At 69.0% G+C, this 24,200-nt stretch carries 20 protein-coding genes; 6 read left to right on the top strand and 14 right to left on the bottom strand.

Translation table 11 applies throughout. The annotated features are described in order from the left end of the window. Nucleotides 1–38: 38 nt before the first annotated feature. The 10 genes from HWX55_RS28545 to hutH form a co-directional block, all read right to left on the bottom strand. A complete protein-coding gene (locus HWX55_RS28545) occupies nucleotides 39–1,433 on the bottom strand; it encodes an aspartate aminotransferase family protein (protein WP_175978159.1) in 1,395 nt (464 codons plus the stop codon). Between the two features lie 28 nt (nucleotides 1,434–1,461). Next, complete coding sequence (locus tag HWX55_RS28540; protein ID WP_050017981.1) at nucleotides 1,462–2,799, bottom strand: glutamine synthetase family protein; 1,338 nt, start codon at nucleotides 2,797–2,799, stop codon at nucleotides 1,462–1,464. Between the two features lie 11 nt (nucleotides 2,800–2,810). Next, the gene (locus HWX55_RS28535; protein WP_175978158.1) at nucleotides 2,811–3,623 is read right to left on the bottom strand and encodes a gamma-glutamyl-gamma-aminobutyrate hydrolase family protein; all 813 of its coding nucleotides are present in this window, start codon (nucleotides 3,621–3,623) and stop codon (nucleotides 2,811–2,813) included. A gap of 734 nt (nucleotides 3,624–4,357) precedes the next feature. Next, nucleotides 4,358–5,155 (bottom strand): N-formylglutamate deformylase, encoded by a 798-nt coding sequence (gene hutG / locus HWX55_RS28530; RefSeq protein ID WP_175978157.1) that lies wholly within the window; start codon nucleotides 5,153–5,155, stop codon nucleotides 4,358–4,360. A gap of 60 nt (nucleotides 5,156–5,215) precedes the next feature. Further along, a complete protein-coding gene (locus tag HWX55_RS28525) occupies nucleotides 5,216–6,592 on the bottom strand; it encodes a formimidoylglutamate deiminase (RefSeq protein WP_175978156.1) in 1,377 nt (458 codons plus the stop codon). A gap of 199 nt (nucleotides 6,593–6,791) precedes the next feature. Continuing rightward, the gene (gene hutI, locus HWX55_RS28520) at nucleotides 6,792–8,015 is read right to left on the bottom strand and encodes an imidazolonepropionase (RefSeq protein WP_175978155.1); all 1,224 of its coding nucleotides are present in this window, start codon (nucleotides 8,013–8,015) and stop codon (nucleotides 6,792–6,794) included. A 4-nt stretch (nucleotides 8,016–8,019) separates the two neighbouring features. Continuing rightward, nucleotides 8,020–8,631, bottom strand: a complete 612-nt coding sequence (locus HWX55_RS28515; protein ID WP_175978154.1) for a HutD family protein — start codon at nucleotides 8,629–8,631, stop codon at nucleotides 8,020–8,022. Between the two features lie 2 nt (nucleotides 8,632–8,633). Beyond that, entirely contained in the window at nucleotides 8,634–10,322 is a 1,689-nt protein-coding gene (gene hutU, locus HWX55_RS28510) for a urocanate hydratase (protein WP_175978153.1), read from the bottom strand. Between the two features lie 39 nt (nucleotides 10,323–10,361). Beyond that, the gene (hutC, locus tag HWX55_RS28505; RefSeq protein ID WP_050017987.1) at nucleotides 10,362–11,057 is read right to left on the bottom strand and encodes a histidine utilization repressor; all 696 of its coding nucleotides are present in this window, start codon (nucleotides 11,055–11,057) and stop codon (nucleotides 10,362–10,364) included. A 4-nt stretch (nucleotides 11,058–11,061) separates the two neighbouring features. Then, a complete protein-coding gene (hutH, locus tag HWX55_RS28500; RefSeq protein ID WP_175978152.1) occupies nucleotides 11,062–12,585 on the bottom strand; it encodes a histidine ammonia-lyase in 1,524 nt (507 codons plus the stop codon). Nucleotides 12,586–12,797: 212 nt separating this feature from the next. Between hutH and HWX55_RS28495 the strand changes: the two genes are divergently transcribed. Next, the gene (locus HWX55_RS28495) at nucleotides 12,798–13,718 is read left to right on the top strand and encodes a glutamate/aspartate ABC transporter substrate-binding protein (protein WP_175978151.1); all 921 of its coding nucleotides are present in this window, start codon (nucleotides 12,798–12,800) and stop codon (nucleotides 13,716–13,718) included. Nucleotides 13,719–13,737: 19 nt separating this feature from the next. On the opposite strand, the gene HWX55_RS28490 is transcribed toward HWX55_RS28495, so the two are convergent. Both HWX55_RS28490 and HWX55_RS28485 read right to left on the bottom strand, forming a co-directional pair. Further along, nucleotides 13,738–14,493, bottom strand: coding sequence for a 4'-phosphopantetheinyl transferase superfamily protein (locus tag HWX55_RS28490; protein ID WP_175978150.1), 756 nt, complete (start codon nucleotides 14,491–14,493; stop codon nucleotides 13,738–13,740). Between the two features lie 127 nt (nucleotides 14,494–14,620). Then, nucleotides 14,621–15,661 (bottom strand): alpha/beta fold hydrolase, encoded by a 1,041-nt coding sequence (locus HWX55_RS28485; protein ID WP_175978149.1) that lies wholly within the window; start codon nucleotides 15,659–15,661, stop codon nucleotides 14,621–14,623. 284 nt (nucleotides 15,662–15,945) lie between these two features. Between HWX55_RS28485 and HWX55_RS28480 the strand changes: the two genes are divergently transcribed. From HWX55_RS28480 to HWX55_RS36360, 3 genes are all read left to right on the top strand, one after another. Beyond that, nucleotides 15,946–16,887 (top strand): LysR substrate-binding domain-containing protein, encoded by a 942-nt coding sequence (locus tag HWX55_RS28480; RefSeq protein ID WP_175978148.1) that lies wholly within the window; start codon nucleotides 15,946–15,948, stop codon nucleotides 16,885–16,887. 165 nt (nucleotides 16,888–17,052) lie between these two features. Further along, the gene (locus HWX55_RS28475; protein WP_244140661.1) at nucleotides 17,053–18,282 is read left to right on the top strand and encodes an MFS transporter; all 1,230 of its coding nucleotides are present in this window, start codon (nucleotides 17,053–17,055) and stop codon (nucleotides 18,280–18,282) included. Further along, on the top strand, nucleotides 18,273–18,395 hold the full coding sequence (locus tag HWX55_RS36360) for a hypothetical protein (protein WP_050017994.1): 123 nt from the start codon (nucleotides 18,273–18,275) through the stop codon (nucleotides 18,393–18,395). The genes HWX55_RS28475 and HWX55_RS36360 overlap by 10 nt, the downstream gene beginning before the upstream one ends. Before the next feature lie 22 nt (nucleotides 18,396–18,417). Here HWX55_RS36360 and HWX55_RS28470 read toward each other — a convergent pair whose 3' ends face one another. After that, entirely contained in the window at nucleotides 18,418–19,896 is a 1,479-nt protein-coding gene (locus HWX55_RS28470) for a deoxyribodipyrimidine photo-lyase (RefSeq protein WP_175978147.1), read from the bottom strand. Nucleotides 19,897–20,223: 327 nt separating this feature from the next. Then, nucleotides 20,224–21,204 carry an acetyltransferase gene (locus HWX55_RS28465; protein WP_175978146.1) on the bottom strand — a complete coding sequence of 327 codons (981 nt, stop codon included), beginning with the start codon at nucleotides 21,202–21,204 and terminating at the stop codon, nucleotides 20,224–20,226. A 572-nt stretch (nucleotides 21,205–21,776) separates the two neighbouring features. Between HWX55_RS28465 and HWX55_RS28460 the strand changes: the two genes are divergently transcribed. Together HWX55_RS28460 and HWX55_RS28455 are read left to right on the top strand one after the other, a co-directional pair. After that, nucleotides 21,777–23,144: an MFS transporter gene (locus HWX55_RS28460; protein WP_175978145.1), complete on the top strand. Its 1,368-nt coding sequence runs from the start codon at nucleotides 21,777–21,779 to the stop codon at nucleotides 23,142–23,144. Next, nucleotides 23,131–24,177 carry a beta-propeller fold lactonase family protein gene (locus HWX55_RS28455; RefSeq protein ID WP_175978144.1) on the top strand — a complete coding sequence of 349 codons (1,047 nt, stop codon included), beginning with the start codon at nucleotides 23,131–23,133 and terminating at the stop codon, nucleotides 24,175–24,177. The genes HWX55_RS28460 and HWX55_RS28455 overlap by 14 nt, the downstream gene beginning before the upstream one ends. The last annotated feature ends 23 nt before the right edge of the window (nucleotides 24,178–24,200 follow it).

Genomic DNA, 24,200 nt, shown 5'->3' with positions numbered 1-24,200 from the left:
CATTCGACGCCGCGCCTTCCGCACTCAGCGTGCGGTGCTTACCGCACGCCCCCCACCCGCTCCGCCGTCGCATCGAATGCGCGCTTCGCCTTGTCGACGATCTCGTCGACCTCCGCCTCGCGGATCACGAGCGGCGGCGACAGCAGCATCCGGTCGCCGGTCGCGCGCATGATCAGGTTGCCGTTGAAGCAGAAGTCGCGGCAGATCGTGCCGATATCGACACTCGCATCGAACCGCTCGCGCCGCTCACGATCGCGCGCAAGCTGAACGCCAGCAACCAACCCGCTCCCCGCGATCTCCCCGACGATCGGATGGTCGCCCAGCGCATCGCGCAGCCGGCGCTGGAAATACGGCCCGATATCGGTCTTCACGCGCTCGACGATCCCCTCGTCGCGCAGCAGCTTCAGGTTCGCGACCGCGACGGCCGCCGCCACCGGATGGCCGGAGTACGTGAGGCCGTGATTGAATTCGCCGTTGTCGATGATCGGGCGCGCGACGCGCTCATGAATGCCCACCGCGCCCATCGGCACATAGCCCGACGTCAGGCCCTTCGCCATCGTGATCAGGTCCGGCTCGAAGCCGAAGTGCTGGTGCGCGAACCATTCGCCGGTGCGCCCGAACCCGCCGATCACTTCATCGGCGACGAGCAGAATGTCGTACTTGCGGCAGATCCGCTGGATTTCCGGCCAGTACGTCGACGGCGGGAAGATCACGCCGCCCGCGCCCTGGAACGGCTCGCCGATGAATGCCGCGACGTTCTCCGCGCCGAGTTCGAGGATCTTCGCTTCGAGCTGCTGCGCGCGTGCGAGGCCGAACGCTTCCGGCGTCTCGCCCGGCTGCGCTTCGCCGAAGAAATACGGCTGATCGATATGCACGATGTGCTCGACTTTCGACGGCATCTGCTCGTGCATGTAGCCCATCCCGCCGAGCGTGCCGCCGGCGATCGTCGAGCCGTGATAGCCGTTCTTGCGCGAGATCACGTACTTCTTCTGCGGCTTGCCCTGCACGCGCCAGTACTGATGGACGAGTCGCAGCACGGTGTCGTTGCCTTCCGAGCCGCTGTTGCAATAGAAGAAGTGGTTGAAGCCGGCGGGCGTCACTTCCGCGAGCATCGCCGACAGTTCGATCACCGGCGGGTGCGTCGTCTTGAAGAACGTGTTGTAGAACGGCAGTTCCTGGATCTGGCGATACGCGGCGTCGGCGAGTTCCTTGCGGCCGTAGCCGACGTTCACGCACCACAGCCCGGCCATCCCGTCGATCACCTTGTTGCCGTCCGAGTCCCACAGGTAGACGCCGTCGGCCTTCACGATCACGCGGCTGCCGGCGCGATTGAGCGCGCCCATGTCGGAGAACGGGTGAATGTGATGCGCGGCGTCGAGCGTGCGAAAATCGGCAGTCGAGTACTGCGGAAAAGCGTCGTTTCGATCGGTCATGTTTTCTCCGTCAAACAGCGCCGCACGCTTACACGTGCAGCAGCAAATGCCTGCGTTCCCACGAGCTGATCACGCGGAAGAACGCTTCGTATTCGGTTTCCTTCAATGCCAGGTAGGCCTTCACGAACTTGTCGCCGAGGATGCCGGCGAGCGGCTCGCACGCGGCCATCAGCGAGATGCCTTCCTCGAGGTTGCGCGGCAGCTGGTACGGCAGGTCGTAGCCGTCCGATGCGATCGGCTCGGTCGGCGCGAGCTGTTGCGTCATGCCGAGATAGCCGGCCGCGAGCGTCGCCGCGAACGCGAGGTACGGGTTGCAGTCGACGCCCGGAATCCGATTCTCGATGCGACGCGCGACTGGGCTCGACTGCGGGATGCGAAAGCCCACCGTACGGTTGTCGTAGCCCCATTGCACGTTGATCGGCGCGGCCATGAAGCGCGACAGGCGGCGATACGAGTTGATGTACGGCGCGAAGATCGGCATCAGCGCCGGCGTGTACTTCTGCAGCCCGGCCAGATAGCTGTGGAACAGCGGCGACACGGCGCCGTTTTCGTCGGCGAACAGGTTACGCCCGGTGCGTATGTCCGCGAGGCTCTGATGAATGTGCATCGCGGACCCCGGCTCGTTTTCCATCGGCTTGGCCATGAACGTCGCATACATGTTGTGACGCAAGGCGGCCTCGCGCACCGTGCGCTTGAACAGGAACACCTGGTCGGCCAGCGATAGCGCGTCGCCGTGCATGAAGTTGATCTCCATCTGCGCGGCGCCGACTTCATGGATCAGCGTCTCGATATCGAGGCCCTGCATTTCGCAGTACTCGTAGATGTCCTCGAACAGCGGATCGAACTCGTTGACGGCCTCGATCGAATACGACTGGCGACCCGTTTCCGCCCGCCCCGTACGGCCGACGGGCGGCCGCAGCGGCAGGTCGGGATCGGCGTTCATGTCGACCAGATAGAACTCGAGTTCCGGCGCGACGACCGGCTTCCAGCCCTTCGCCTCGTACAGGTCGAGCACGTGGCGCAGCACGTAGCGCGGCGAGATTTCGACCGGCGAGCCGTCGAAGTGCACGCAGTCGTGGATCACCTGCGCGGTCGGATCGACCGCCCACGGAATCAGGCAGATCGTCGACGGATCGGGCACGCACACCATGTCGGGATCGGTCACGCCGGTCAGCGTGCCGTCTTCCGGATAGTCGCCGGTGACGGTCTGCACCATCACGGCCTGCGGCAGGCGCATCGATTCGCCGGATTCGAACTTGTTGCGCGGAATGATCTTGCCGCGCGCGATGCCGGCCATGTCGGGAATGATCGCCTCGACTTCGGTGATGCGGTGCTGTCGCAGGAATTCGCTCAGTTCGGGTTGCATGATCGGCCTCGTTAGTCGATGTCGATATCGGATGCGGGCGGCGACGGCGTCGCGCCGCCGGCCGCATGAAGGCGATGCGACATCCGCGCGCGGCATGCCGCGCCGAATGCCGCGAAGATGTCGCGCGACAGCGGCTGCTCCGCGTAGCGCCATTCGGGATGCCACTGCACGCCCAGCGCGAACGCACGCGCGCCGCGTACGCTGACGGCTTCGACCAGCCCGTCGGGCGCGCTCGCTTCGACGACGAGCCCCGCGCCCAGGCGCGCGAGGCCCTGGTCGTGCAGCGAATTGACCGTCGCCTCGTGCGCGCCGCGCGCGATCCGCTGCAGCAGGCCGCCCGGTGCGAGCTGCACGACGTGCGCGGGACCGTACTGCCGTTCGAGCGGATCGTCCGGCCGTTCGCGATGGTCGCCGAAGCCGGTCGTCGCATGCAGCCGCTGATGCAGCGTGCCGCCGTACGCGACGTTCAGCTCCTGCATGCCGCGGCAGATCGCCAGCACGGGCACGCCCGCGTCGATTGCCGCGCGGATCAGCGGCAACGCGGTCGCATCGCGCGCCGGATCGTGCAGCGTGTCGGGCACGCTCGCGGCGCCGCCGTAATGATGCGGTTCGACGTTCGAATAGCTGCCGGTCAGCAGCAACCCGTCGATTGCCGCGACGATCGCGTCGGCCGGCTGCCGCGCGCCGAGCGCGGGCAAGACGAACGCGAGCGCGCCGGCGCCGTCGACGATGGCGGCGAGGTACTTCTCGCCCGCCGTGTGGTTCGGATGGGCGCCGCGCAGGATGCGGTCGGCGGTGACGGCTACGATCGGGCGTTCACGCATCGACGTCTCTCCGGTAAGGGCGCGCGACACGCTTGCGCGCGCAACGATCCAGGTTCACGGGTACGCCGCACGCGCGTGCGATCGCGCGGCGCAGGCGCAAGCGCGCGCCTGCCGCACGGATGCTGCGACAACGGGCGATGCGTCCCGGAACGGAAGCGAAAACGGAAACGGACGCTAGGGCAACAACGATGCGCTGCCGTCGCACTGCACCGCGCTGGACAGGTGCGCGGTCGCGAGATTGAAGCGGCGCGGGCCGCGATGGGAAATGGCGAAGAAGCGAGGCTCGCGTAACGGGGTGGCGCGCGTGCCGCGACCAGCATGCCGGTTCGGCCCGGCCTGAGGCGGCGCGCCCGCCGACGGACTTCGCGTCCGGCGTATCGAAGGGCTGGCGGCTTTCACGATCGTACTCGACTGACTGATGGAGGCAGGACACGTGTCGCTATGCCGCGTGGCGACACGTCAGCAAGATGTCTCGCAGCGGATGCCGGCGCAGTCCGGCCATCGTCGATGGCCCCGCCGCCGGTACGCGCGTGACGACTTCCTGACATTCAGCTTATATCACTTAAAAATTGCGTCAAATTTTCAGGTGCCGATGACGCCATCGGTCAGACAAAAAAAACGGCATCGATCGCGCGGATCGATGCCGTTTTGTGCGTTGCATCGGCTTGCCTGCTCCGTGCCGACGGGGCGAGACGCACTGCCCCGCCGCGCTGCCGCATGCATGCGGCCCGTGCTCAGCGATGTGCGAGCGCCGTTTCGACGAGCGTCTGCAGCAGCGGCACGATCCGCGCTGCACGCGCTTCGTCGTATGCGTACGGACGCTTCTCCTCCATGTAGGTGATCTGCGACAGCTCGAGCTGCACGGCCTCGACGCCGGTCTCGGGCACGCCATAGTGACGCGTGATGTAGCCGCCCTTGAAGCGACCGTTCGCGACGGCCGTGTAGCCGCCATGCGCGAGCACGCGCGCGGCGAGCGCCTCCGCGAGCCCGGGCGCCGCACTCGCGCCGCTCGACGTGCCGAAGTTGAAGTCCGGCAGGCGGCCGTCGAAGAAACGCGGCACGTGCGAGCGGATCGAATGCGCTTCCCACACGAGCACGCGGCCGTGTTCGCCCTTCAGGCGCACGATCTCGCGTTGCAGCGCGTCGTGATACGGCACCCAGTAACGGTCGCGGCGACGCATGATCTCGTCGTTGCCGGGCAGCGCGTTGGCCGGATACAGCGGCGCCTTGTCGAACGTATCGACCGGCACGAGCCCCGTCGTGTCCTGCCCCGGATACAGGTTCTCGTTGTCGGGCGGACGGTTCAGGTCGACGACGTAACGCGCATGCGACGGCACGAGGATCGATGCGCCGAGATCGGCCGCGAAGCCGTACAGCCGCTCCAGATGCCAGTCGCAATCGTCGACGAAGCGCGCGTCGGGCGTCATCGTCGCGGCGATGTCGTCGGGGATGTGCGTGCCTGCATGCGGAATCGAGATCAGCAGCGGCAGCGTGCCCTGCTTCAGCGTGAATACAGCCGGTTGTTCAGTCATGTCGCCTCACCGTAAGAGTCGGCCGGCGCACGCATGCGGCATGCGCCGGTTGCCGCGCGTTCAACGCAGCAGTTGCGCCAGCGCGGCGCGATAGTCGGCATACGCGGCGGCTTCGTCGCGATGGCGGCGGCCGCTCACGACGCGCTCGCCGCCCGTGTAGACGTCGAGCACCGGCGTCTCGCCATGTTCGGCGAACACGATGCCCGACAGCCATGCCGTGCTGTCGTGTTCGGCGATCGCCGGATGATCGGGATCGAGCACGAGCCAGTCGGCGCGACAGCCCGCGCGCAGCGCACCGATGCGTCGCCCGCTTGCCTGCGCCCCGCCCGCGAGCGACGCATCGAACAGGCGATCGGCGACGTGCGCCTGCGACTCGCTCGCCAGCACGTTGCGTGCGCGGTGCACGAGCCGCTGCCCGTATTCGAGCAGGCGCAGCTCCGAGCGCCACTCGACCGACGCGTGGCTGTCCGAGCCGACGCCGATCACGCCGCCCTGCGCGAGATAGTCGACGGCCGGAAACACGCCGTCGCCGAGGTTCGCTTCGGTCGTCAGGCACAGCCCGGCGACCGCGCGACGCTTCGCGAGCGCCGCCGTCTCGGCCGCATCGACGTGCGTCGCGTGCACGAGGCACCAGCGCGCGTCGACGTCGAAACGGTCGAGCAGCCATTGGACGGGGCGTGCGCCGTACGCGCGCACGCAGTCGTCGACTTCGGCCGTCTGCTCGGCGATGTGGATATGCACCGGCGCATCGCCGGGCAGCCCGTCGAGCAGCACACGCAGCCCGCTCTCGGACACCGCGCGCAGCGAATGCGGCGCGACGCCGTAGCGCAGCCCGCCATGCTCGGGCGCCGCGCGACGCATCGCGTCGAGCAGTTCGAGCACGCCGTCGGGCGTGTTGATGAAGCGGCGCTGGTCGTCGCGCGGCGGCTTGTTGCCGAAGCCGGCGAACTGGTACGACACGGGCAGCATCGTGATGCCGATGCCGGCCGCGCGCGCGGCATCGACCACGCGCGTGCCGAGCTCCGCGATCCGCGGATAGCGCGAGCCGTCCTGCGCGTGATGCACATAGTGGAATTCGCACACCGACGTGTAGCCGCACTTGAGCATCTCGACGTATAGCCAGCGTGCAATCGCCGCGAGCGCGTCGGGCGTGATCTTCAGCGCGAAGCGGTACATCAGGTCGCGCCAGCTCCAGAAACTGTCGGCGGGATTCGCGCGGTATTCGGTGAGCCCCGCCATCGCGCGCTGGAACGCGTGCGAATGCAGGTTCGGCATGCCGGGCAGCACCGGCCCGGCCGCGCGCGCGACGCCTGCCGGTGCGTCGGTGTCGGGCGTCACGTCGATCAGCGTGCCGGCCGCGTCCCAGCGCAGCAGCACGTTGCGGCGCCAGCCATCGGGCAGGTAGGCATGGTCCGCGAACAACAGGGTGTCGGTCATTGCGTGTCCTCATCGACCGGATCGAGCGCTTGAGCATCTCGTCCGGCCCGGTGCCGCGGCCGGCAGGCGCGAGCGCGTCGCACCGGCGCCGGCCTCGCGGCGATCGACCGGAATGCGCCGTTGCGCGCCGGGTCCGGTCCCCTGCAAAGCATCGGCCGGATCCGGTACGTCACGTACCGAGCCCGATCCGTCGCCAAAACTATCCGTTCATCCTGCGAAACACGGTCGTGCCGCTGCGTACGACCTGCTCGCACAGCGGCCGGCCGATCCAGTACGCCAGCTCGGCCAGCGAACCGACCGACCATGCGGCGAAGTCGGCCTGGCGACCGACCTCGAGCGCGCCGTGGCGATCCGCGCGGCCGAGCGCCGCGGCCGCATGGCGGGTGACGCCCTGCAGCACCTCGGGCACCGTCATGCGGAACAGCGTGCAGCCCATGTTCAGCGTCAGCAGCAGCGATTCGAGCGGCGACGTGCCCGGGTTGTGATCGGTCGCGAGCGCGATCGGCACGCCGTGCTTGCGCAGCAGCTCGATCGGCGGCAGTTGCGTTTCGCGGATGAAGTAGTACGCGCCGGGCAGCAGCACGGCGACCGTGCCGGCCGCCTTCATCGCCTCGATGCCGGCTTCGTCGAGAAATTCGAGGTGGTCGGCGGACAGCGCGCGGTAACGCGCGGCAAGCGCCGTGCCGCCCGCATTCGACAGTTGCTCCGCATGCAGCTTCACCGGCAGCCCGCGGCGCGTCGCCGCTTCGAACACGCGCTCTGTCTGCGCGAGCGAAAAGCCGATGCGTTCGCAGAACACGTCGACCGCGTCGACGAGCCCTTCGTCGGCCAGCGTCGGCAGCATCCGGTCGCACACTTCGTCGATGTAGTCGTCCGCGCGGCCCGCGTATTCCGGCGGCAACGCATGCGCGCCGAGGAAGGTCGTATAGACGCTGACCGGGAAGCGTTCGCCGAGCTGGCGCGCGACGCGCAGCATCTTGCGCTCGCTCGCGAGGTCGAGCCCGTAGCCCGACTTGATCTCGATCGCGGTCACGCCTTCGGCGAGCAGCGGCTGCAGGCGCGCGGCGGCCTGCACGAACAGCGCCGTCTCGTCGGCCGCGCGCGTCGCGCGCACCGTCGACACGATCCCGCCGCCCTGCCGCGCGATTTCCTCGTAGCTGACGCCCGCGAGGCGCTGCGCGAATTCGTCGGCGCGCGTGCCGCCGTACACGAGGTGCGTATGGCAGTCGACGAGGCCCGGCGTCACCCACGCGCCGTGCAGGTCCTCGCGCCGCCAGTGCGCATAACCGTGCGGCAGCGCGGACAACGCGCCGAGCCACGCGATCGTGCCGGTTTCGTCGACGGCGATCGCCGCGTCGTCGATCGTCTCGTCGGGATGGCCGTGCGGACACAGCCTCAGGTGATGCCAGACAGTCGGTTTCATGCGTTCAGTCTCGTTCGCCGACGGCGAGCGATACGGCAAGCAGCGCGCCGCTTCCGCTCACGACGACGTCAAACGCACGCCGCGGCCCGTCGAGCCGCAGCGTGTCCATTTCCTGCAGCGCGTAGTGCGCGCCGTCGATCTCGACACCGACCGCGCCGGTCGCGCAAAACAGCAGCACGGTATCGGCGCGCTCGATGCGGTGCGTGCCCTCGGGCCATACGTCGACCGACCCGCGCGCGGCCGAACGGCGCGTCATCAGGTTGAAGTCGCGCGTCGCGCCGTCGTGCAGCGTCGCGTCGATCGCCGTCTCGCCCGCGAAATCCGCACGGGCCAGCGGTGCGTCGAGCACGTGCCGCGTGCCGCCCGCTTCGGCGAGCGTCATGCCCGCGCCGGACAGCAGCACCAGCGTGCGGTCGACGCCGTCGAAACGCGAGAACGGCCCGGCCGTGCCGACGTCCGCGACGCTCACGCGCCACGCGAATGCATCGAGTGCCGCGCCGGGCGGAAACGCGCCGATCTCGCGCGTCACGCCGCCGCCGTTCTTCCACGGCGACGCAACGAGATCCGCCGCGCGGATCAGCGTCGCGTTCACCGGCGCCTGGTCGAGCGCCGTCATGCTCAGCGGCCGAGCATCGGCAGCTTCAGGCCGGCTTCGCGGGCCGTCTGCTGCGCGAGTTCGTAGCCTGCATCCGCATGGCGCATCACGCCTGTGGCCGGATCGTTCAGCAGCACGCGACCGAGACGCTCGTGCGCATCGGCCGTCCCGTCGGCGACGATCACGACGCCCGAGTGCTGCGAGAAGCCCATGCCGACGCCGCCGCCATGGTGCAGCGACACCCACGATGCGCCGCCCGCGGTGTTCAGCAGCGCGTTCAGCAGCGGCCAGTCGCTGACCGCGTCCGAACCGTCCTTCATCGATTCCGTCTCGCGGTTCGGGCTCGCGACCGAACCCGTGTCGAGGTGGTCGCGGCCGATCACGATCGGCGCCTTCAGTTCGCCGTTCTTCACCATCTCGTTGAACGCCTGGCCGAGGCGATAGCGATCCTTCACGCCGACCCAGCAGATCCGCGCCGGCAGGCCCTGGAACGCGATGCGCTCACGCGCCATGTCGAGCCAGTTGTGCAGGTGCGGATCGTCGGGGATCAGCTCCTTCACCTTCTGGTCGGTCTTGTAGATGTCTTCCGGATCGCCCGACAGCGCGACCCAGCGGAACGGCCCCTTGCCTTCGCAGAACAGCGGACGGATGTAGGCCGGCACGAAGCCCGGGAAGTCGAACGCGTTCTCGACGCCCATTTCCAGCGCCATCTGGCGGATGTTGTTGCCGTAGTCGAGCGTCGCCGCGCCGCGTTCCTGCAACGCGAGCATCGCGCGCACCTGGACGGCCATCGACTGCTTCGCGACCTTCACGATGCTTTGCGGATCGACCTTCTGCGCCTCGCGCCATTGCGCGACGGTCCAGCCTTGCGGCAGGTAGCCGTTGATCGGGTCGTGCGCGCTCGTCTGGTCGGTCACGCAGTCCGGCGTGATGCCGCGCTTGACGAGTTCCGCGAACACGTCGGCCGCGTTGCCGAGCAGGCCGATCGACACCGGCTTGCCGGTACGCTTCGCTTCGTCGATCATGCCGAGCGCTTCGTCGAGCGTCGTCGCCTTCTTGTCGACGTAGCGCGTCTTCAGGCGGAAGTCGATGCGCGTCTCGTCGCATTCGACCGCGATCATCGAGAAGCCGGCCATCGTCGCGGCGAGCGGCTGCGCGCCGCCCATCCCGCCCAGGCCGCCCGTCAGGATCCAGCGGCCCGACGGATCGCCGTTGAAGTGCTGGTTCGCGACCGAGAAGAACGTTTCATAGGTGCCCTGCACGATGCCCTGGCTGCCGATGTAGATCCAGCTGCCGGCCGTCATCTGGCCGTACATCATCAGGCCCTTGCGGTCGAGCTCGTGGAAGTGATCCCAGTTCGCCCAGTGCGGCACCAGGTTCGAGTTCGCGAGCAGCACGCGCGGCGCATCCTTGTGCGTGCGGAACACGCCGACCGGCTTGCCCGATTGAATCAGCAGCGTTTCGTTTTCCTCGAGATCCTTCAGCGACGCGAGGATCTGGTCGTAGCATTCCCAGTTGCGCGCCGCACGGCCGATGCCGCCGTACACGACGAGCGCATGCGGATGCTCGGCGACTTCCGGGTCGAGGTTGTTCTGGATCATCCGGTAGGCCGCTTCGGCCAGCCAGGTCTTGCAGGTCTTTTCGCTGCCGCGCGGCGCGCGGATCGTGCGCGTCGGATCGAGACGGGGATCGATGTGTTTCGGATGGTTCATGACGACTACTCCCGAAGGAAATGGAAGATCAATAAGGAATCAGAAATGCCCGGTGAAGCGATAACGGCTGCCGGGATGCCACAAATTCGCCACCGAGGCGACGACGCCCTGCGACCAGGTGCGCCGATGTAAAACCAGACACGGTTCGACGTCGTCCATCCGCAGCTGCTCGCGCCGCTCCGGCGCCGGGGCCGCCGCTTCGATCCGGTACTCGACGCGCTGCAACGGCGCCGCGCGCATCAGGTACAGGTTCGGCGTCGTGTTCGTGAAATCCTGCTCGGCGTAATCCGGCGCGACCGCCGGATTCACCCATCGTTCTTCGAGCTGCACCGGCTCGTCGTTCTCGAAGTGCAGCACCTGCGAATGAAACAGCTTCGTGCGCACGGCCACCTGCATCTCGTCGGCGAGCGCGTCGTCGGCGCGGATCGTGTCGAGCCCGAGCACGCTCGCGCGGTACGCATGCCCGCGTGCGCCGACTTCCTCGGAGATGCTGCGGATCGCGACCAGCGTCGACTCGTACTTCGGCCGCGCGACGTAGGTGCCCGCACCCTTCATGCGCGTGAGCACCTGCTCGGCCGTCAACTCGCGCACCGCGCGGTTGACGGTCATGCGCGCGACCTTGAACTCGCGTGCCAGTTCGTTCTCGGACGGCACCTGATCGCCCTCCGCCCACTCGCCGGCGTGAATGCGGCCCAGGATGAAATCCTTGATCTCCTGGTAGACCGGCGCACTCATCGGCTTACTGTTCCGATGCGAACGAGAACGGCGCGACCTTCGCGAACGCGCGCTCGCCGACCAGCTTCGCGATCACCGCGATGTCCGGTGCGAAGTAGTGATCGAGCTCGTAGTGCGCAACCTTGCCGCGGATGGTCTCCATCACCGGCGCGAGCTTCGGGCTCGTGTGGTACGGCGCACGCAGGTCGACGCCCTGGGCGGCGGCCAGCAGTTCGATCGCGAGGATGTGCTTCGTGTTGTCCGCGATGTCGGCGAGCTTGCGCGCGGCGAACGTCGCCATCGACACGTGGTCTTCCTGGTTCGCGGAAGTCGGCAGCGAGTCGACCGACGCCGGGTGCGCGAGCGTCTTGTTCTCCGATGCGAGAGCGGCCGCCGTCACGTGCGCGATCATGAAGCCGGAGTTCACGCCGCCGTCCTTCACGAGGAACGGAGGCAGGCCCGACAGCGTCGCGTCGATCAGCAGCGCGATGCGGCGCTCGGCCAGCGCGCCGATTTCCGCCGCGGCGAGCGCGAGGTTGTCGGCCGCGAACGCGACGGGCTCGGCATGGAAGTTGCCGCCCGACAGCACTTCGCCGGTATCCGGGAAGATCAGCGGGTTGTCCGACACGGCGTTCGCTTCGACCAGCAGCACGTTGGCCGCATGACGCATCTGGTCGAGGCACGCGCCCATCACCTGCGGCTGGCAGCGCAGGCTGTACGGGTCCTGCACCTTGTCGCAGTCGCGGTGCGACTGGTTGATCGGCGAGCCTTCGAGCAGTTCGCGGTACGACGCGGCCGCGTCGATCTGGCCTTGGTGGCCGCGCAGTTCGTGGATGCGCGCGTCGAACGGCTTCACCGAGCCGGCTGCCGCGTCGACCGACAGCGCGCCGGCGACGAGCGCGGTGCGGTACAGGTCTTCGATCGCGAACATGTTGTCGAGCGCGAGTGCGGTCGATGCCTGCGTGCCATTCAGGAGCGCCAGGCCTTCCTTCGCCTGCAGCGTCAGCGGCGCGAGGCCGGCGACACGCAGACCGTCGAGCGCGCTCGCGCGTTCGCCGCGGATGAACACTTCGCCGACGCCGAGCAGCACGGCCGACATGTGCGCGAGCGGCGCGAGGTCGCCCGAGGCGCCGACCGAACCCTTCACCGGGATCAGCGGCAGCACGTCCGCGTTGAACAGCGTGATCAGCGCGTCCATCACTTCGCGACGGATGCCCGAGTGGCCGCGGCCGAGGCTCGACAGCTTCAGCGCCATCAAGAGACGCACCGACGAGCGCGCCATCGGCTCGCCCACGCCGACCGCGTGCGACAGCACCAGGTTCTTCTGCAGCAGTTCGAGCTGGTCGTGCGGGATGTGGGTGCTCGCCAGACGGCCGAAACCCGTGTTGATGCCGTAGGCCGGCTCGCCCTTCGCGGCGATGTCGGCGACGGCCTTCGCGCCCGCGTCGATCTTCGCGAAGCTGGCCGGGTCGAGCTTCAGTTGCACGGATTCGCGTGCGATCCGGCGCAGTTGCGGGAGGGTCAGATGGCCGGGGGTCAACGTAATCATGTGAGCAATCCTGTCTAGACAAGTTCGGAATGGATTGAAGTGTAGCCATCGGAACTTGTCTAGACAACCCGTTTTTCATAATTCCGGCTCGGGAGTTTCCCTGATGTCCGCCACGCCCCGCCGGCTCGGCCGATCGGGGTCGCGATTTAACATATGTTGCTTTTATTTTGTCTTTGGCAACATGTGGATCACCATTCGCTACGGAGACCGTCATGCCCTTCCCGTCACGATTCGCCGCCCGCCTCGGCCGCCCCTTGCTCGTCGTCGCGTGCGTGCTCGCGTGCGGCGCGTCCATCGCCGCCGAGCCGCTGTCCGGCACGCTCGAGAAGATCCGGCAGTCCAACCTGATTTCGATCGGCCATCGCGAAACGTCGGTGCCGTTCTCCTATGTCGATGCGAGCGGCAAGGTCATCGGCTTCTCGCAGGACCTGTGCGACCGCGTGATCGCCGCGGTGAAGGCGCGCACCGGCAAGCCCGACCTGCAGGTGCGCTTCATTCCGGTCACGTCGCAGAACCGCATTCCGCTCGTGCAGAACGGCACCGTCGATCTCGAATGCGGCGTGACGACCAATCTCGCCGCGCGCCATGCGCAGGTCGCGTTCTCGACCACCTTCTTCGTCGCGACGACGCGCCTGCTCACGCGCACGGGCTCGGGCATCCGCGACTTCCCCGATCTCGCCGGCAAGACAGTCGTGACGAACCAGGGCACGACGTCCGAGCGCCTGCTGCGCAAGATGAACGAGGAAAAGAAGATGGGCATGCAGATCATCAGCGCGAAGGACTATGGCGAAGGACGTCTCACGCTCGAATCGGGCCGCGCGGCCGCGTACATGATGGACGACGTGCTGCTCGCGGGCGTGCGCCAGCTCGCCGCGAAGCCGGCCGACTGGCAGCTCGTCGGCACGCCGCAATCGTCGGAAGCCTACGGGTTCATGCTGCGCAAGGACGATCCGCAGTTCAAGGCGCTCGTCGACGGCGTGCTCGTGCAGCTGATGAAAAGCGGCGAGATCAACGCGCTGTACGACAAATGGTTCATGAAGCCGGTGCCGCCGAAGGGGCTGTCGTTCGACTTCCCGATGAGCGACGTGATCAAGGCGCGCTACGCGGCGCCGAACGACGCGCCGCTCGAGTAAGCGCCGCGTCGCGCTCGGCCTACGCGCGCGTCCACGCGACGCACGCCGCGTAGCCGGGCGCCGCGTCGAGCCAGGCCGCGTCGAACGCCGCGACGCCGGCGGCAGGCGCGCCCGGCTCGACGATCGTCGTCGCGGGTGTCGCCGGGTCGCGCGGCGGCACGACCGCGAACGCGCGCAGCCCGCCGACGATGCCGGTGCCGAGCGCCTTGAGCAGCGCCTCCTTCGCGGACCACACCCGCATGAATTCACCCTCGCGCGCGCCGGGCGGCAGGCCGTCGAGATACGCAATCTCGGCGGGTGCGCACACTTCGCGCGTCAGCGCGCGCCAGTCCGTCGCGCGGTTGCAGCCCTCGATATCGACGCCGACGCGACCGGCCAGCACCCATGCGAGCAGCGCATGAGCGCCCGCATGCGACACGTTGAAGTCGAGCGACGCACGATGCGCAGGGTCCAGTGACGGCCGCCCCGCTGCGTCGACGACGATCTCGACCGCACGCGGCGCGATGCCGAGCGCCGCGCCGAGCACGTCGCGCAGCGCGGCGCGCGTCGCGGCGCTGCGCACCGCATCCTCGTGCCGCAGGAAGCGCGCGGCGCGGGCGCGCTCGTCGTCGCTCAGCGCCGCATACGCGGGCGACGCGAGCGGTACGCGCCAGTCGAAATCGATGCGCGCGATCCGCACGCCGGCGCGCGCGGCGGCGGGCGGCACGTCGAGTGCGTGCATGCGCCATGCGCGGGGCGTTTCAACGGGAGAAGCGGAATCGGACGGAATGGACATCGGCGCGCGGCAGTCTGTGCGTGGGAGCGAAACGTCCGATGTTAATCGATCGCGGCGGCGTCCGGCCGGCTGCTGCAGCGGGCGCGCGACGCGAACGAGGCTGCGCGTCGCGGTCGCATACGCTGGGTCACCCGCTCGCCGCCCTGCCCGGCACGCCGCTCCCCGTCACTCGTCCGCGCGACGCCGGGTGCAGCGCGTGCACGACGCCCGGTGCATCGGCCGGCAGCACGCCGTGTTGCAGCCAGTACAACGCGACCGGCCACAGCGTGTCGGTGAAGCGGCTGTGGAAAAACGCGAAATGACCGATCGCGTCGACGCCGATGTCGGCCGGCGCGATCCGCAGATGCGTGACGTTGCTGCCCGTGTAGTAGCCGACCAGCCGCTCGATCGCGGCGACCGTGCCGAACGCGTCGTCGTCGATGCCGACCGCGAGCATCGGCGCCGACAGCCCCGCGAAGCGCGCCGGCAACGCGGCACGGCTCGCCGCGCCGTCGTCGAGCACGCTGCCGACGTAGCCGTCCTCGAAACGCGGCCGCGAACGCGCCCACGACAGCGCGATACCGCGCGGCGTGTCCTCCATCCAGCCGAGCCGCTTCGCGGGCACGTAGCCGAACACGGCGGCGAGCGCGGGCATCGCGACATGCCACTTCCACCACATGCGGCGCCGCTCAGCGGGCAAATAGTCGCGCCAATACGCGTACTGCGCGCCGACGGTCACCGCATGCCGCACGTGCACGTTCGATGCCGCGAGGCCGAGCACGCAGCCGCCGATGCTGTGCGCAACCACATCGAGCGGCTGGCCCGGAAACGCGTCGCGCGCATAGTGCAGCGCGGCTTCACAATCGAGCCGCCCCCAGTCGAGCCAGTTCGCGCGCAGCTTCGCGAGCTGCGCCGGACGCGATCCGCCGATACCGCGATAGTCGTAGACGAGCACGTCGCGCCCTTGCGCGAACAGCCAGGCGGCGAAACGAAAGTAGTAGTCGCAGCGCACCGACGTCGCGCAATTGACGACCGTCACGGGCCGCACGGCGCCGCCGCCGCGATGGCGCCAGACATGGCCGCGCAATACGTAGCCGTCGGCCGCGCGCAGCGTCACGGGTTCCGGCGGCAACGCGCCCGCCGCGCGACTGCCCTGCGCCGCCCGGCTTTCCTCGTTCGAAATCGTCATCGTGTCTCCTGTCGGTCCGAGTTAGCGCTTTAGCGCTTACTCGGACCCCATGCATAGCTGTCGACCTCAGTTAGCGCTTTAGCGCTTACTCGGCCCCCATGCATCGCGGTCGACCCCAGTTAGCGCTTTAGCGCTTACTGGGGTCTCATGCTTCGCGATCGGTCCGGGTTGGCGCTTCAGCACTTACTCAGCCTCCCTCCTCCGCAACCAACCCGCCTCCATTGAACTTGACGCGTGCCGCGTTCTCAACCAATCTTGCTGCTCCGTTCGCATGAGTCACGCGCATGTCAACGCCACTCGTCCGCCTCCCGTCGCTCGATCTCGTCCGCGGTTTCGTCGCCGTCGGCCGCCGCATGAGCATCACGCTCGCCGCGCAGGATCTGTGCGTCACGCAGTCGGCGGTCAGCCGCCAGGTCCATGCGCTCGAAGCGCATCTCGGCGTGACGTTGCTGCAGCGCGGCTACCGGAAGATTTCATTCACGCCGGAAGGGGAACGACTGTTCCGCGTCGCCGATGCGGCGCTGCACGGCCTGCAGGACACCATCGCGTCGCTCGCCGCCGCGCGCGAGCGCCAGCCCGTGACGATCACCGCCAGCATCGGCGTGACCGCGCTGTGGCTGCTGCCGCGGCTCGGCCGGCTGCAGGCGCGGCTGCCCGAAATCGACCTGCGCGTCGCCGCGAACGACAAGGTACTCGATTTGCGCGCGGAGGGCATCGACCTCGGCATCCGCTACTGCCCGCGCGAGCGCGCGCCGGCCGGCGCGCTGCGCCTGTTCGACGAGATCGTCGTGCCGGTCGCGCATCCCGCGCTCGCCGCGCGGCCGGTCACGAGCGCGGCCGCGATCGCCGATCACGTGCTGCTCGAATTCGACGGGCCGCCGCAACCGCAGTTGCAGTGGCACGCGCACCTGCACGCGGCCGGGCTCGGCGACGCGCGCCCGAAAGGCGTGCTGCGCTTCAACCAGTACGACCAGGTGATCCAGGCCGCGATCGCCGGCCAGGGCATCGCGCTCGGCCGGCTCGCGCTCGTCGCGCCGATGCTCGCCGACGGCCGGCTCGCGGTGCTCGGGCCGCACACGCAGACGCTGTCGGAAACGTACGGCTACTGGCTGTTCCAGCACGATCCGGCCCCGCGCCGCGAAGTCGCCGACGTGCGCGACTGGATGCTCGCCGAAGCGGCCGAATGCGATGCGTCGATGCACGCGCACGACATGACGTCGGCCTGAGCCGGCGGTGCGGATACGCGTGACCGCGGGCAGCCGACGTCGCCCCTTCGCATTCCCGTCACGCATGCCAACCTGACCGAATGATCGCTTGAGCGACGACCGCCCCGCTCGTCTAATCGGATCGAGCGCGACCGTTTCGCCGCGCGCCTTCATCCGGAGACACGCATGACCCCGATCGAGCAGGAAGTCCGGCGCCGCTGGCTGCCCGTGCTGGCAGGCGGCCTGATCATGGGCGCCGCACTCGGCATCCGCCACGTGCAGGGCCTGTTCCTCGCGCCCGTGTCGCTCGACCACGGCTGGTCGCGGGAGGCGTTCGGGCTCGCGCTGGCGTTGCAGAACCTGATCTGGGGCGTCGCGCAACCGTTCACCGGGATGATCGCCGACCGCTTCGGCTCGGTGCGCGTGATCGTCGCCGGCATGCTGCTGTACGCGGCCGGGCTCGTCACGATGGCGCAGGCGGCCACGACCGGCCTGTTCACGGTCGGCGCCGGGCTCGTGATCGGCATCGCGCTGTCGGGCTCGGCGTTCGCGTCGATCTACGGTGCGCTGAGCCGCCTGTTCCCGCCCGATCGGCGCGGCTGGGCGCTCGGGGTCGCCGGCGCGATCGGCGGGCTCGGCCAGTTCTGCATGGTGCCCGTCGCACAGGAACTGATCGGCGGCATCGGCTGGCGGCACGCGTTCATCGCGCTGGCGCTCGTCGCCGCGCTGCTCGCGCCGCTCGCCGTTGTGCTGCGCGACCGGCCCGCGCAAGCGGCTGGCGCCGCCGGCCCTGAACAGTCGATCGGCGAAGCCGTGCGCGAGGCGTTCGCGCATCGCGGCTTCTGGCTGCTGAACGCGGGCTTCTTCGCGTGCGGCTTCCAGCTCGCGTTCATCGCGACGCACCTGCCCGCGTACCTGCTCGACCACGGGCTGCCGGCGCGCCATGCGAGCGTCGCGCTCGCGCTGATCGCGCTGACCAACGTGGCCGGCACCTATGCGTGCGGCCATCTCGGCGGGCTGCTGCGGCGCAAGTACGTGCTGTCGGTGCTGTATCTCGTGCGTGCGCTCGCGATGGCCGCGTTCGTCGCCGCGCCGCTGTCGCCCACGAGCGTCTACGTGTTCGCGGCCGTGATGGGCTCCACGTGGCTCGGCACGGTCCCGCTGACGAATGGCGTGATCTCGCAGATGTTCGGCGTGCGCTACATCGCGACGCTGTTCGGCTTCGTATTCTTCGGCCACCAGCTCGGCAGCTTCTTCGGCGTGTGGCTCGGCGCGCTCGTGTACGACGCGACGCACTCGTACCTGCCGCTGTGGATCGGCTCGATCGCGCTCGGCGTGCTCGCGGCGCTGCTGCACCTGCCGATCGACGACGCGCGCGTCGCGCGCCCGGCATCGGGGAACGCGGCATGGGCATGATGCGCGCGGCGCTGGCCGCCGGCACGCTCGCGTTCGTCGCGTGGTGCGGCGCGGCCTACTTCGATGCGGGCGTCGCCTACGCGCTGCTCGAGCACGTCGCCTTCTGCAATTGATGCGGCAAACCGGAGCGGACGGTCAGCGGCGCTTCGGCAACGTGGCCAGCGCATCGAGCGCACGGGCGCGTGCGGCCGAGTGCTCGACGAGCGGCGCCGGATAGTCGACGCCGAGCCGTACGCCGGCCGCTTCGAGCGCCAGCGGCGACGCTTCCCACGGCGCATGGATCGACGCGTCGTCGAGGCCCGCAAGCTCGGGGACCCAGCGCCGCACGTACGCGCCGTCCGGGTCGAACTTCTGCCCCTGCGCGACCGGATTGAAGATGCGGAAATACGGCGCGGCGTCGGCGCCGCAGCCGGCGACCCATTGCCAGCTCGCCGCGTTGTTCGCGGGATCGGCGTCGACCAGCGTGTCGCGGAACCACGCTTCGCCCGCGCGCCAGTCGATCAGCAGGTGCTTGATCAGGAACGACGCGACGACCATCCGCACGCGGTTGTGCATCCAGCCGGTCGTCCACAGCTCGCGCAGGCCCGCGTCGACGAGCGGATAGCCGGTCCGCCCGCACTGCCACGCACGTAACGCGGCGGGATCGTCGCGCCACGGCATCGCATCGAACTGCGTGCGGAAGTTGTCGGTCCCGAGCGCCGGGAAGTGATACAGCAGCGTGTAGCTGAATTCGCGCCAGCCGAGCTCGCTCAGGAACTTGTCGGCGTGCGCCGCATACGCCGCGCCGCCTGCGTGCGCTGCGCCCTGCACCGCATGCCATACCTGTCGCGGCGACACGTTGCCGAAGCGCAGGAACGGCGACAGCCGGCTCGTCGCAGGGCGATCGGGACGGTCGCGCGCGTCCGCGTAGCCGGCGAGCGCGGTCGTCACAAACGTGTCGAGCTGCGCGTGCGCGCCGGCTTCGTCGGGCGCCGGCCACGCGTCGCGCAGGCCGCCGGCCCAGTCCGGCGCAGGCGGACGCAACGCGAGTGCGTCCAGCGACAGCGCACGGTCGCGCACGGCTTGCGGCCATGGATGAAACGCGATCCGCTCGGGCGCCGGCAACGGCGCGGCGACCGTGCGATCGCGGCGCGCCGCGCGCCAGTACGCGGTGAAGACCTGGTACGGGCCGCCGCTGCCCGTCAGCACCTCCCACGGCTCGTTCAACAGGCTGCCGTTGCTGCTCTCGACCGTCACGCCGCGCGCCTTGAGCGATGCCTTCAGCGCCGCGTCGGCGTCGCGCTGCGGCTGCGCATAGCGGCGGTTCCAGTACACGGCGGCCGCACCGGTGTCGCCGACGACGCGCTCGATCTCGCGCCGCGCGTCGCCGCGCAACAGCAGCAGGCGCCCGCCGTGACGCGCCAGCGCGGCGTCGAGCCCGGCCAGCGACCCGTGCAGCCACCAGCGCGCCGCGCCGCCGAGCGCGGGTCCGGCGCCGGCGCCCGTGTCGTCGACGAACACGCAGACGAGCGGCCGGCCGGATTCGACCGCGCGCGTCAACGCGGGCTGATCGGTCACGCGCAGATCGTCGCGGAACCAGACGAGCGCGGGAGCAACGGACGGCTTGGCAGACACGGGCAGGCACCTCGATGACGAAAGCGAAAAGAGACGCGTATTGTCGCGGCTGCGCTACGCGGTGTCGACGCCGGTCGTCACGTACAGAACGCCATGGCGACACCGCGTGCGACCGCACGATCCGCTTCAATTCAAAGGAAGTCGCGCTGCCGGACGGCCGCACGCACGGCATGTTGCTCTGACTGTGTTGTATGTCGAACGGTTCGGGCACACCGCACACCGCGCACGGTCGACGCAACGCCGAACGCATCGAGCCACGATGCGGCTGCCCGACGGTCGTCCGTGCCCGCCGGTGCGACCGGCTGATCCGGTCAACGATGCGCCGGGTCAATCGAGCCGGAACGTGGCCTCGAAACGCTCCGCAAACGCATCGAACTCGGCTTCCGGCAGATGGTTGATGCCGCCTGCGCATTTGCGCCCGCCGCCGGTCGCGAAGCCGCGGCAGAACTCGTCCGCGCCGATCGGCCGGCCGTCGGGCACGCGTACGCTGACGACGAGCCCGCCGCCCGCGCGCGGCGACAGCACCGCGAGCGCCGCATGCGGCGCGTCGCGCATCCGCTCGTTCGCGAGCATGCCGGTCGCGCGCCGCGCCCACGGATGATCGGGCATCCGGACCAGCGTCGCGCCCGGCACCTCGCGCAACGGCGCGAGCGCGCACGCGCGCGCCATGTCGTCGCGGTAGCCGTCGCGCAATGCGGCGAACACGGCCGTCCCGCGCACGAAATCGAGCGGATCGACGCATGGCCGCATCGCGTCCGCGAGCGCCGCCGGATCGAAGTGCAGATCGCCGACGCACTCGCCGTAGGCGTTGTAGTTCAGATAGCGCCCGAGTTCGGCGAGCACGCCACACTCGGCTCCGTCGACGCCATGCTCGCGCGCCAGCGCCTCGCCGAGCGCCGGCAGTTCGTCGCCGAACGCCGCGACGATCGCCCAGCGCGCGTACCGGCCGTCGAGATGGCGGTTCACGATCGCGCTCGTACAGACGTCGGCCGCCATGTCGATATGCGCGTCGAAGCGCGGATGGTCGGGCAGCTCGCCGGCAAAGTGATGGTCGAAGTAACGGACCGTCGCGCCGTCGCGCAGCAGCCGCGCGCACGCGTCGCGGTTCTGGTCGTGCGACACGTCGAGCACGGTGACGATGTCGCCGGCGCCCGCGTCGATGCGCTCGAGCAGCCTGATGTCGCGCTTCACGCCGGTCACGAGCGTGCCGTGCACGCGTTCCGCGAGCCGCAGTTGCTGAAGCGCGCACAGGCCGTCCGCGTCGCCGTTGAACGCGAAGACATGCCGCGCGTACTGGTTGTCCTGCATGATCCGTGGCTCCATCGTCAACGCATGAAATTCGCCGTTCGCGCGAGTGGCGTGCACGCCGAACGCGCGTGCCCGGTATTTTGCCGCAACCGCGCGCGCTTTCGATACAGCGTAGCGGCGCTACCCTGCAAACGGCTTGCGGATCGCTGCATGTCGTTCGCCACGAGCGCGCTGTTGCCGCTTTCTGCGCAGCACGACTTCCCGCTTGAGCGCCGTCGTGCGAAACACGCGGATATCGGGTAGTGCGCCGTCGAGGTCGGTTCTCTCGCCCGGCTCCCTCAACATACCGGGCCCGAATGCATCGCCTCGATCCCGAGCTTTCACGCCGAGGCGGGCCCGCGCCGCACCTGACGGTCGACGCAACGTCGTTTCATGTCATACGTCATCAGATGTGAAAACTTCTGCTTTCCATCGCCTGATTTCTCCAAAACCCAGAAAATTTTCGGGTAAACCCGCGACGTCATCGCCCATGCACCGGCGTACCATGTCATACGACGACGTACTACACAAACTGCTAACTAGACGCGACGCGGGCTACCGCCCCGTCCGCGGCCGCCCGACCGGAGACACCGTTGAACCCGCCCTCGTCCGCCCTGCCCGGCCGCGACCCGCTCGCGTCCGCCGTCTCGAAAGTGAAGTGGCACGTGCTGCCGCTCGTGCTGATCATGTTCATCGCGAACTACATCGACCGCGTGAACGTCGGCTTCGTCGATCGCCATCTCGAAGCGTCGATCGGCATCGGCGCGGCCGCGTACGGGCTCGGCGCCGGGTTGTTCTTCGTCGGCTACGCGCTGTTCGAAGTGCCGTCGAACCTGCTGATGCAGCGCTACGGCGCGCGCATCTGGCTCGCGCGGATCATGGCGACGTGGGGCATCGTCGCGGCCGCGATGGCGTTCGTGTGGAACGACACATCGTTTTACGCGCTGCGCTTCCTGCTCGGTGCCGCCGAGGCCGGCTTCTTCCCCGGCGTCGTGCTGTACCTGTCGCAGTGGCTGCCGCCGCAGGAACGCGGCAAGGCGATGGCGATCTTCCTCGGCGGCTCCGCGTTCGCGTCGGTGCTGTCCGGGCCCGTCACCGGCGCGCTGCTGTCGATCCGCGGCTTCGGCCTCGCAGGCTGGCAGTGGATGTTCCTGATCGAAGGGCTGTTCTCGGTTGCGCTGTGCGGCGCGAGCTGGCTGCTGCTGAAATCGCATATCCGCGACGCGACGTGGCTCACGCCGGAAGAACGCACGGCGCTCCAGAACGCGCTCGACGACGAGCGCGCGACGCGCGACGTCCGCTCGAACGTGTCGGTGCGCGCGACCACGCTGCTGCGCGATCCGCAGATCATGCTGTTCTGCCTCCTGTACTTCTCGATCCAGCTGACGATCTACGCGGCCACGTTCTGGCTGCCGACCATCATCCGCAAGATGGGCGGCCTCACCGATTTCCAGGTCGGCCTGTACAACACGATTCCGTGGATGATCGCGATCGGTGCGATGTACGGCTTCGCGGTGCTGTCGTCGAAGTGGAAGCATCCGCAGCGCTGGCTCGCGTTCGCGCTCGTGCTTGCCGCGTGCGGACTGTTCGCATCGACGTCGCCGAATCCGGTGTGGTCGTTCGCGTCGATCTGCTTCGCCGCGCTCGGTTTCAAGGCAGCGGCGTCGCTGTTCTGGCCGATCCCGCAGGGCTATCTCGACACGCGCGTGGCCGCGGCCGTGATCGCGCTGATCAACTCGGTCGGCAACCTCGGCGGCTTCGTCGCGCCGACGGCCTTCGGCTATTTGAAGCAACATACGGGTTCGATCACGGGCGGGCTGTATGCGCTCGCGATCGCTTCGCTCGTCGCCGCGGTCGCCGCGCTGTTCGCGCGCACGCACCGGCGCAGCGATCCGCCGCGCGGCCGGCCGGCCGACGAATCCTTCACGCACGCTTCGATGCTCCGCCATGCCGAACACTGACCGCCTGACCGTCGTCGTCTCGAATGCCGTCGACGGCGACCTCGCCACGTTCTCCCTCGCCGGCGACGGCACGCTCGCGCCGCTCGCCCGTTATCCGGCCGCCGACGCCGCGATGCCGATCGCCGTGCAGGCCGACCGCGCGCGGCTCTACGTCGCGACGCGCGGCGAGCAGCCGACGATCGTCGCGTTCCGCGTCGCCGCCACGGGCGCGCTCGTGCGCATCGGCACGACCGCGATCGACGCGAGCCATGCGTACCTGTCGCTCGACCGCAGCGGCCGCTGGCTGCTCGGCGCGTCGTACGGCGGCAGTTCGCTGAGCCTCTACGACGCGGCGCGCGTGCGCGACGGCGACGGCACGCCGCTGCAAGTCGCGGGCGGCATCGCGAACGCACATGCGGTGATCGTATCGCCGGACAACCGCTTCGCGTACGTCAGTTCGCTGGGCTCGGATCGGGTGTTCGGCTTCGCGCTCGTCGAGGACGCCGCCGGCGTGCGCGCGGTCGAACACGGCGAAACGCGCGTGCCGGCCGGCTTCGGCCCGCGTCACCTGCGGTTCGCGGATGACGGCCGCACGCTGGTCGTCGTCAGCGAATTCCAGGGAACGCTCGCGACCTTCGCGCGCGACGCCGACACCGGCCGGCTCGGCGACCCGCACGTGAGCGCGCGCCATCCGGCCGTCGCCGAACTCGCGCAAGGCCATGCGCGCCCGCCCGCGCCCGCCGAACCATCCGTGTGGGCCGCCGATCTGCACCTGACGCCCGACGAGCGCTTCGCGTACGTCAGCGAGCGCACGTCGAGCCGGTTGCTCGGCTATCGCCGCAACGAAGACGGCACGTTCGAGCCCACCCACGCGACACCCACCGAGACCCAGCCGCGCGGGTTCGCGATCGATCCGTCGGGACGCTGGCTCGTCGCCTGCGGCGAACAGTCGGAACACGTCGCGGTGTATGCGATCGCGCCGGACGACGGCACGCTGTCGCTGCACGCGCGCGTGCCGGGCGGACGCGGCGCGAACTGGATCGCGATCGTCTGAAGGTCTGAAAAAGATTCGGCGCC

Origin of the sequence: Burkholderia sp. BCC1047 (assembly GCF_902833155.1) — a bacterium.
GTDB lineage: Bacteria > Pseudomonadota > Gammaproteobacteria > Burkholderiales > Burkholderiaceae > Burkholderia > Burkholderia sola.
This window is presented reverse-complemented; position numbering and strand designations above follow the sequence as displayed.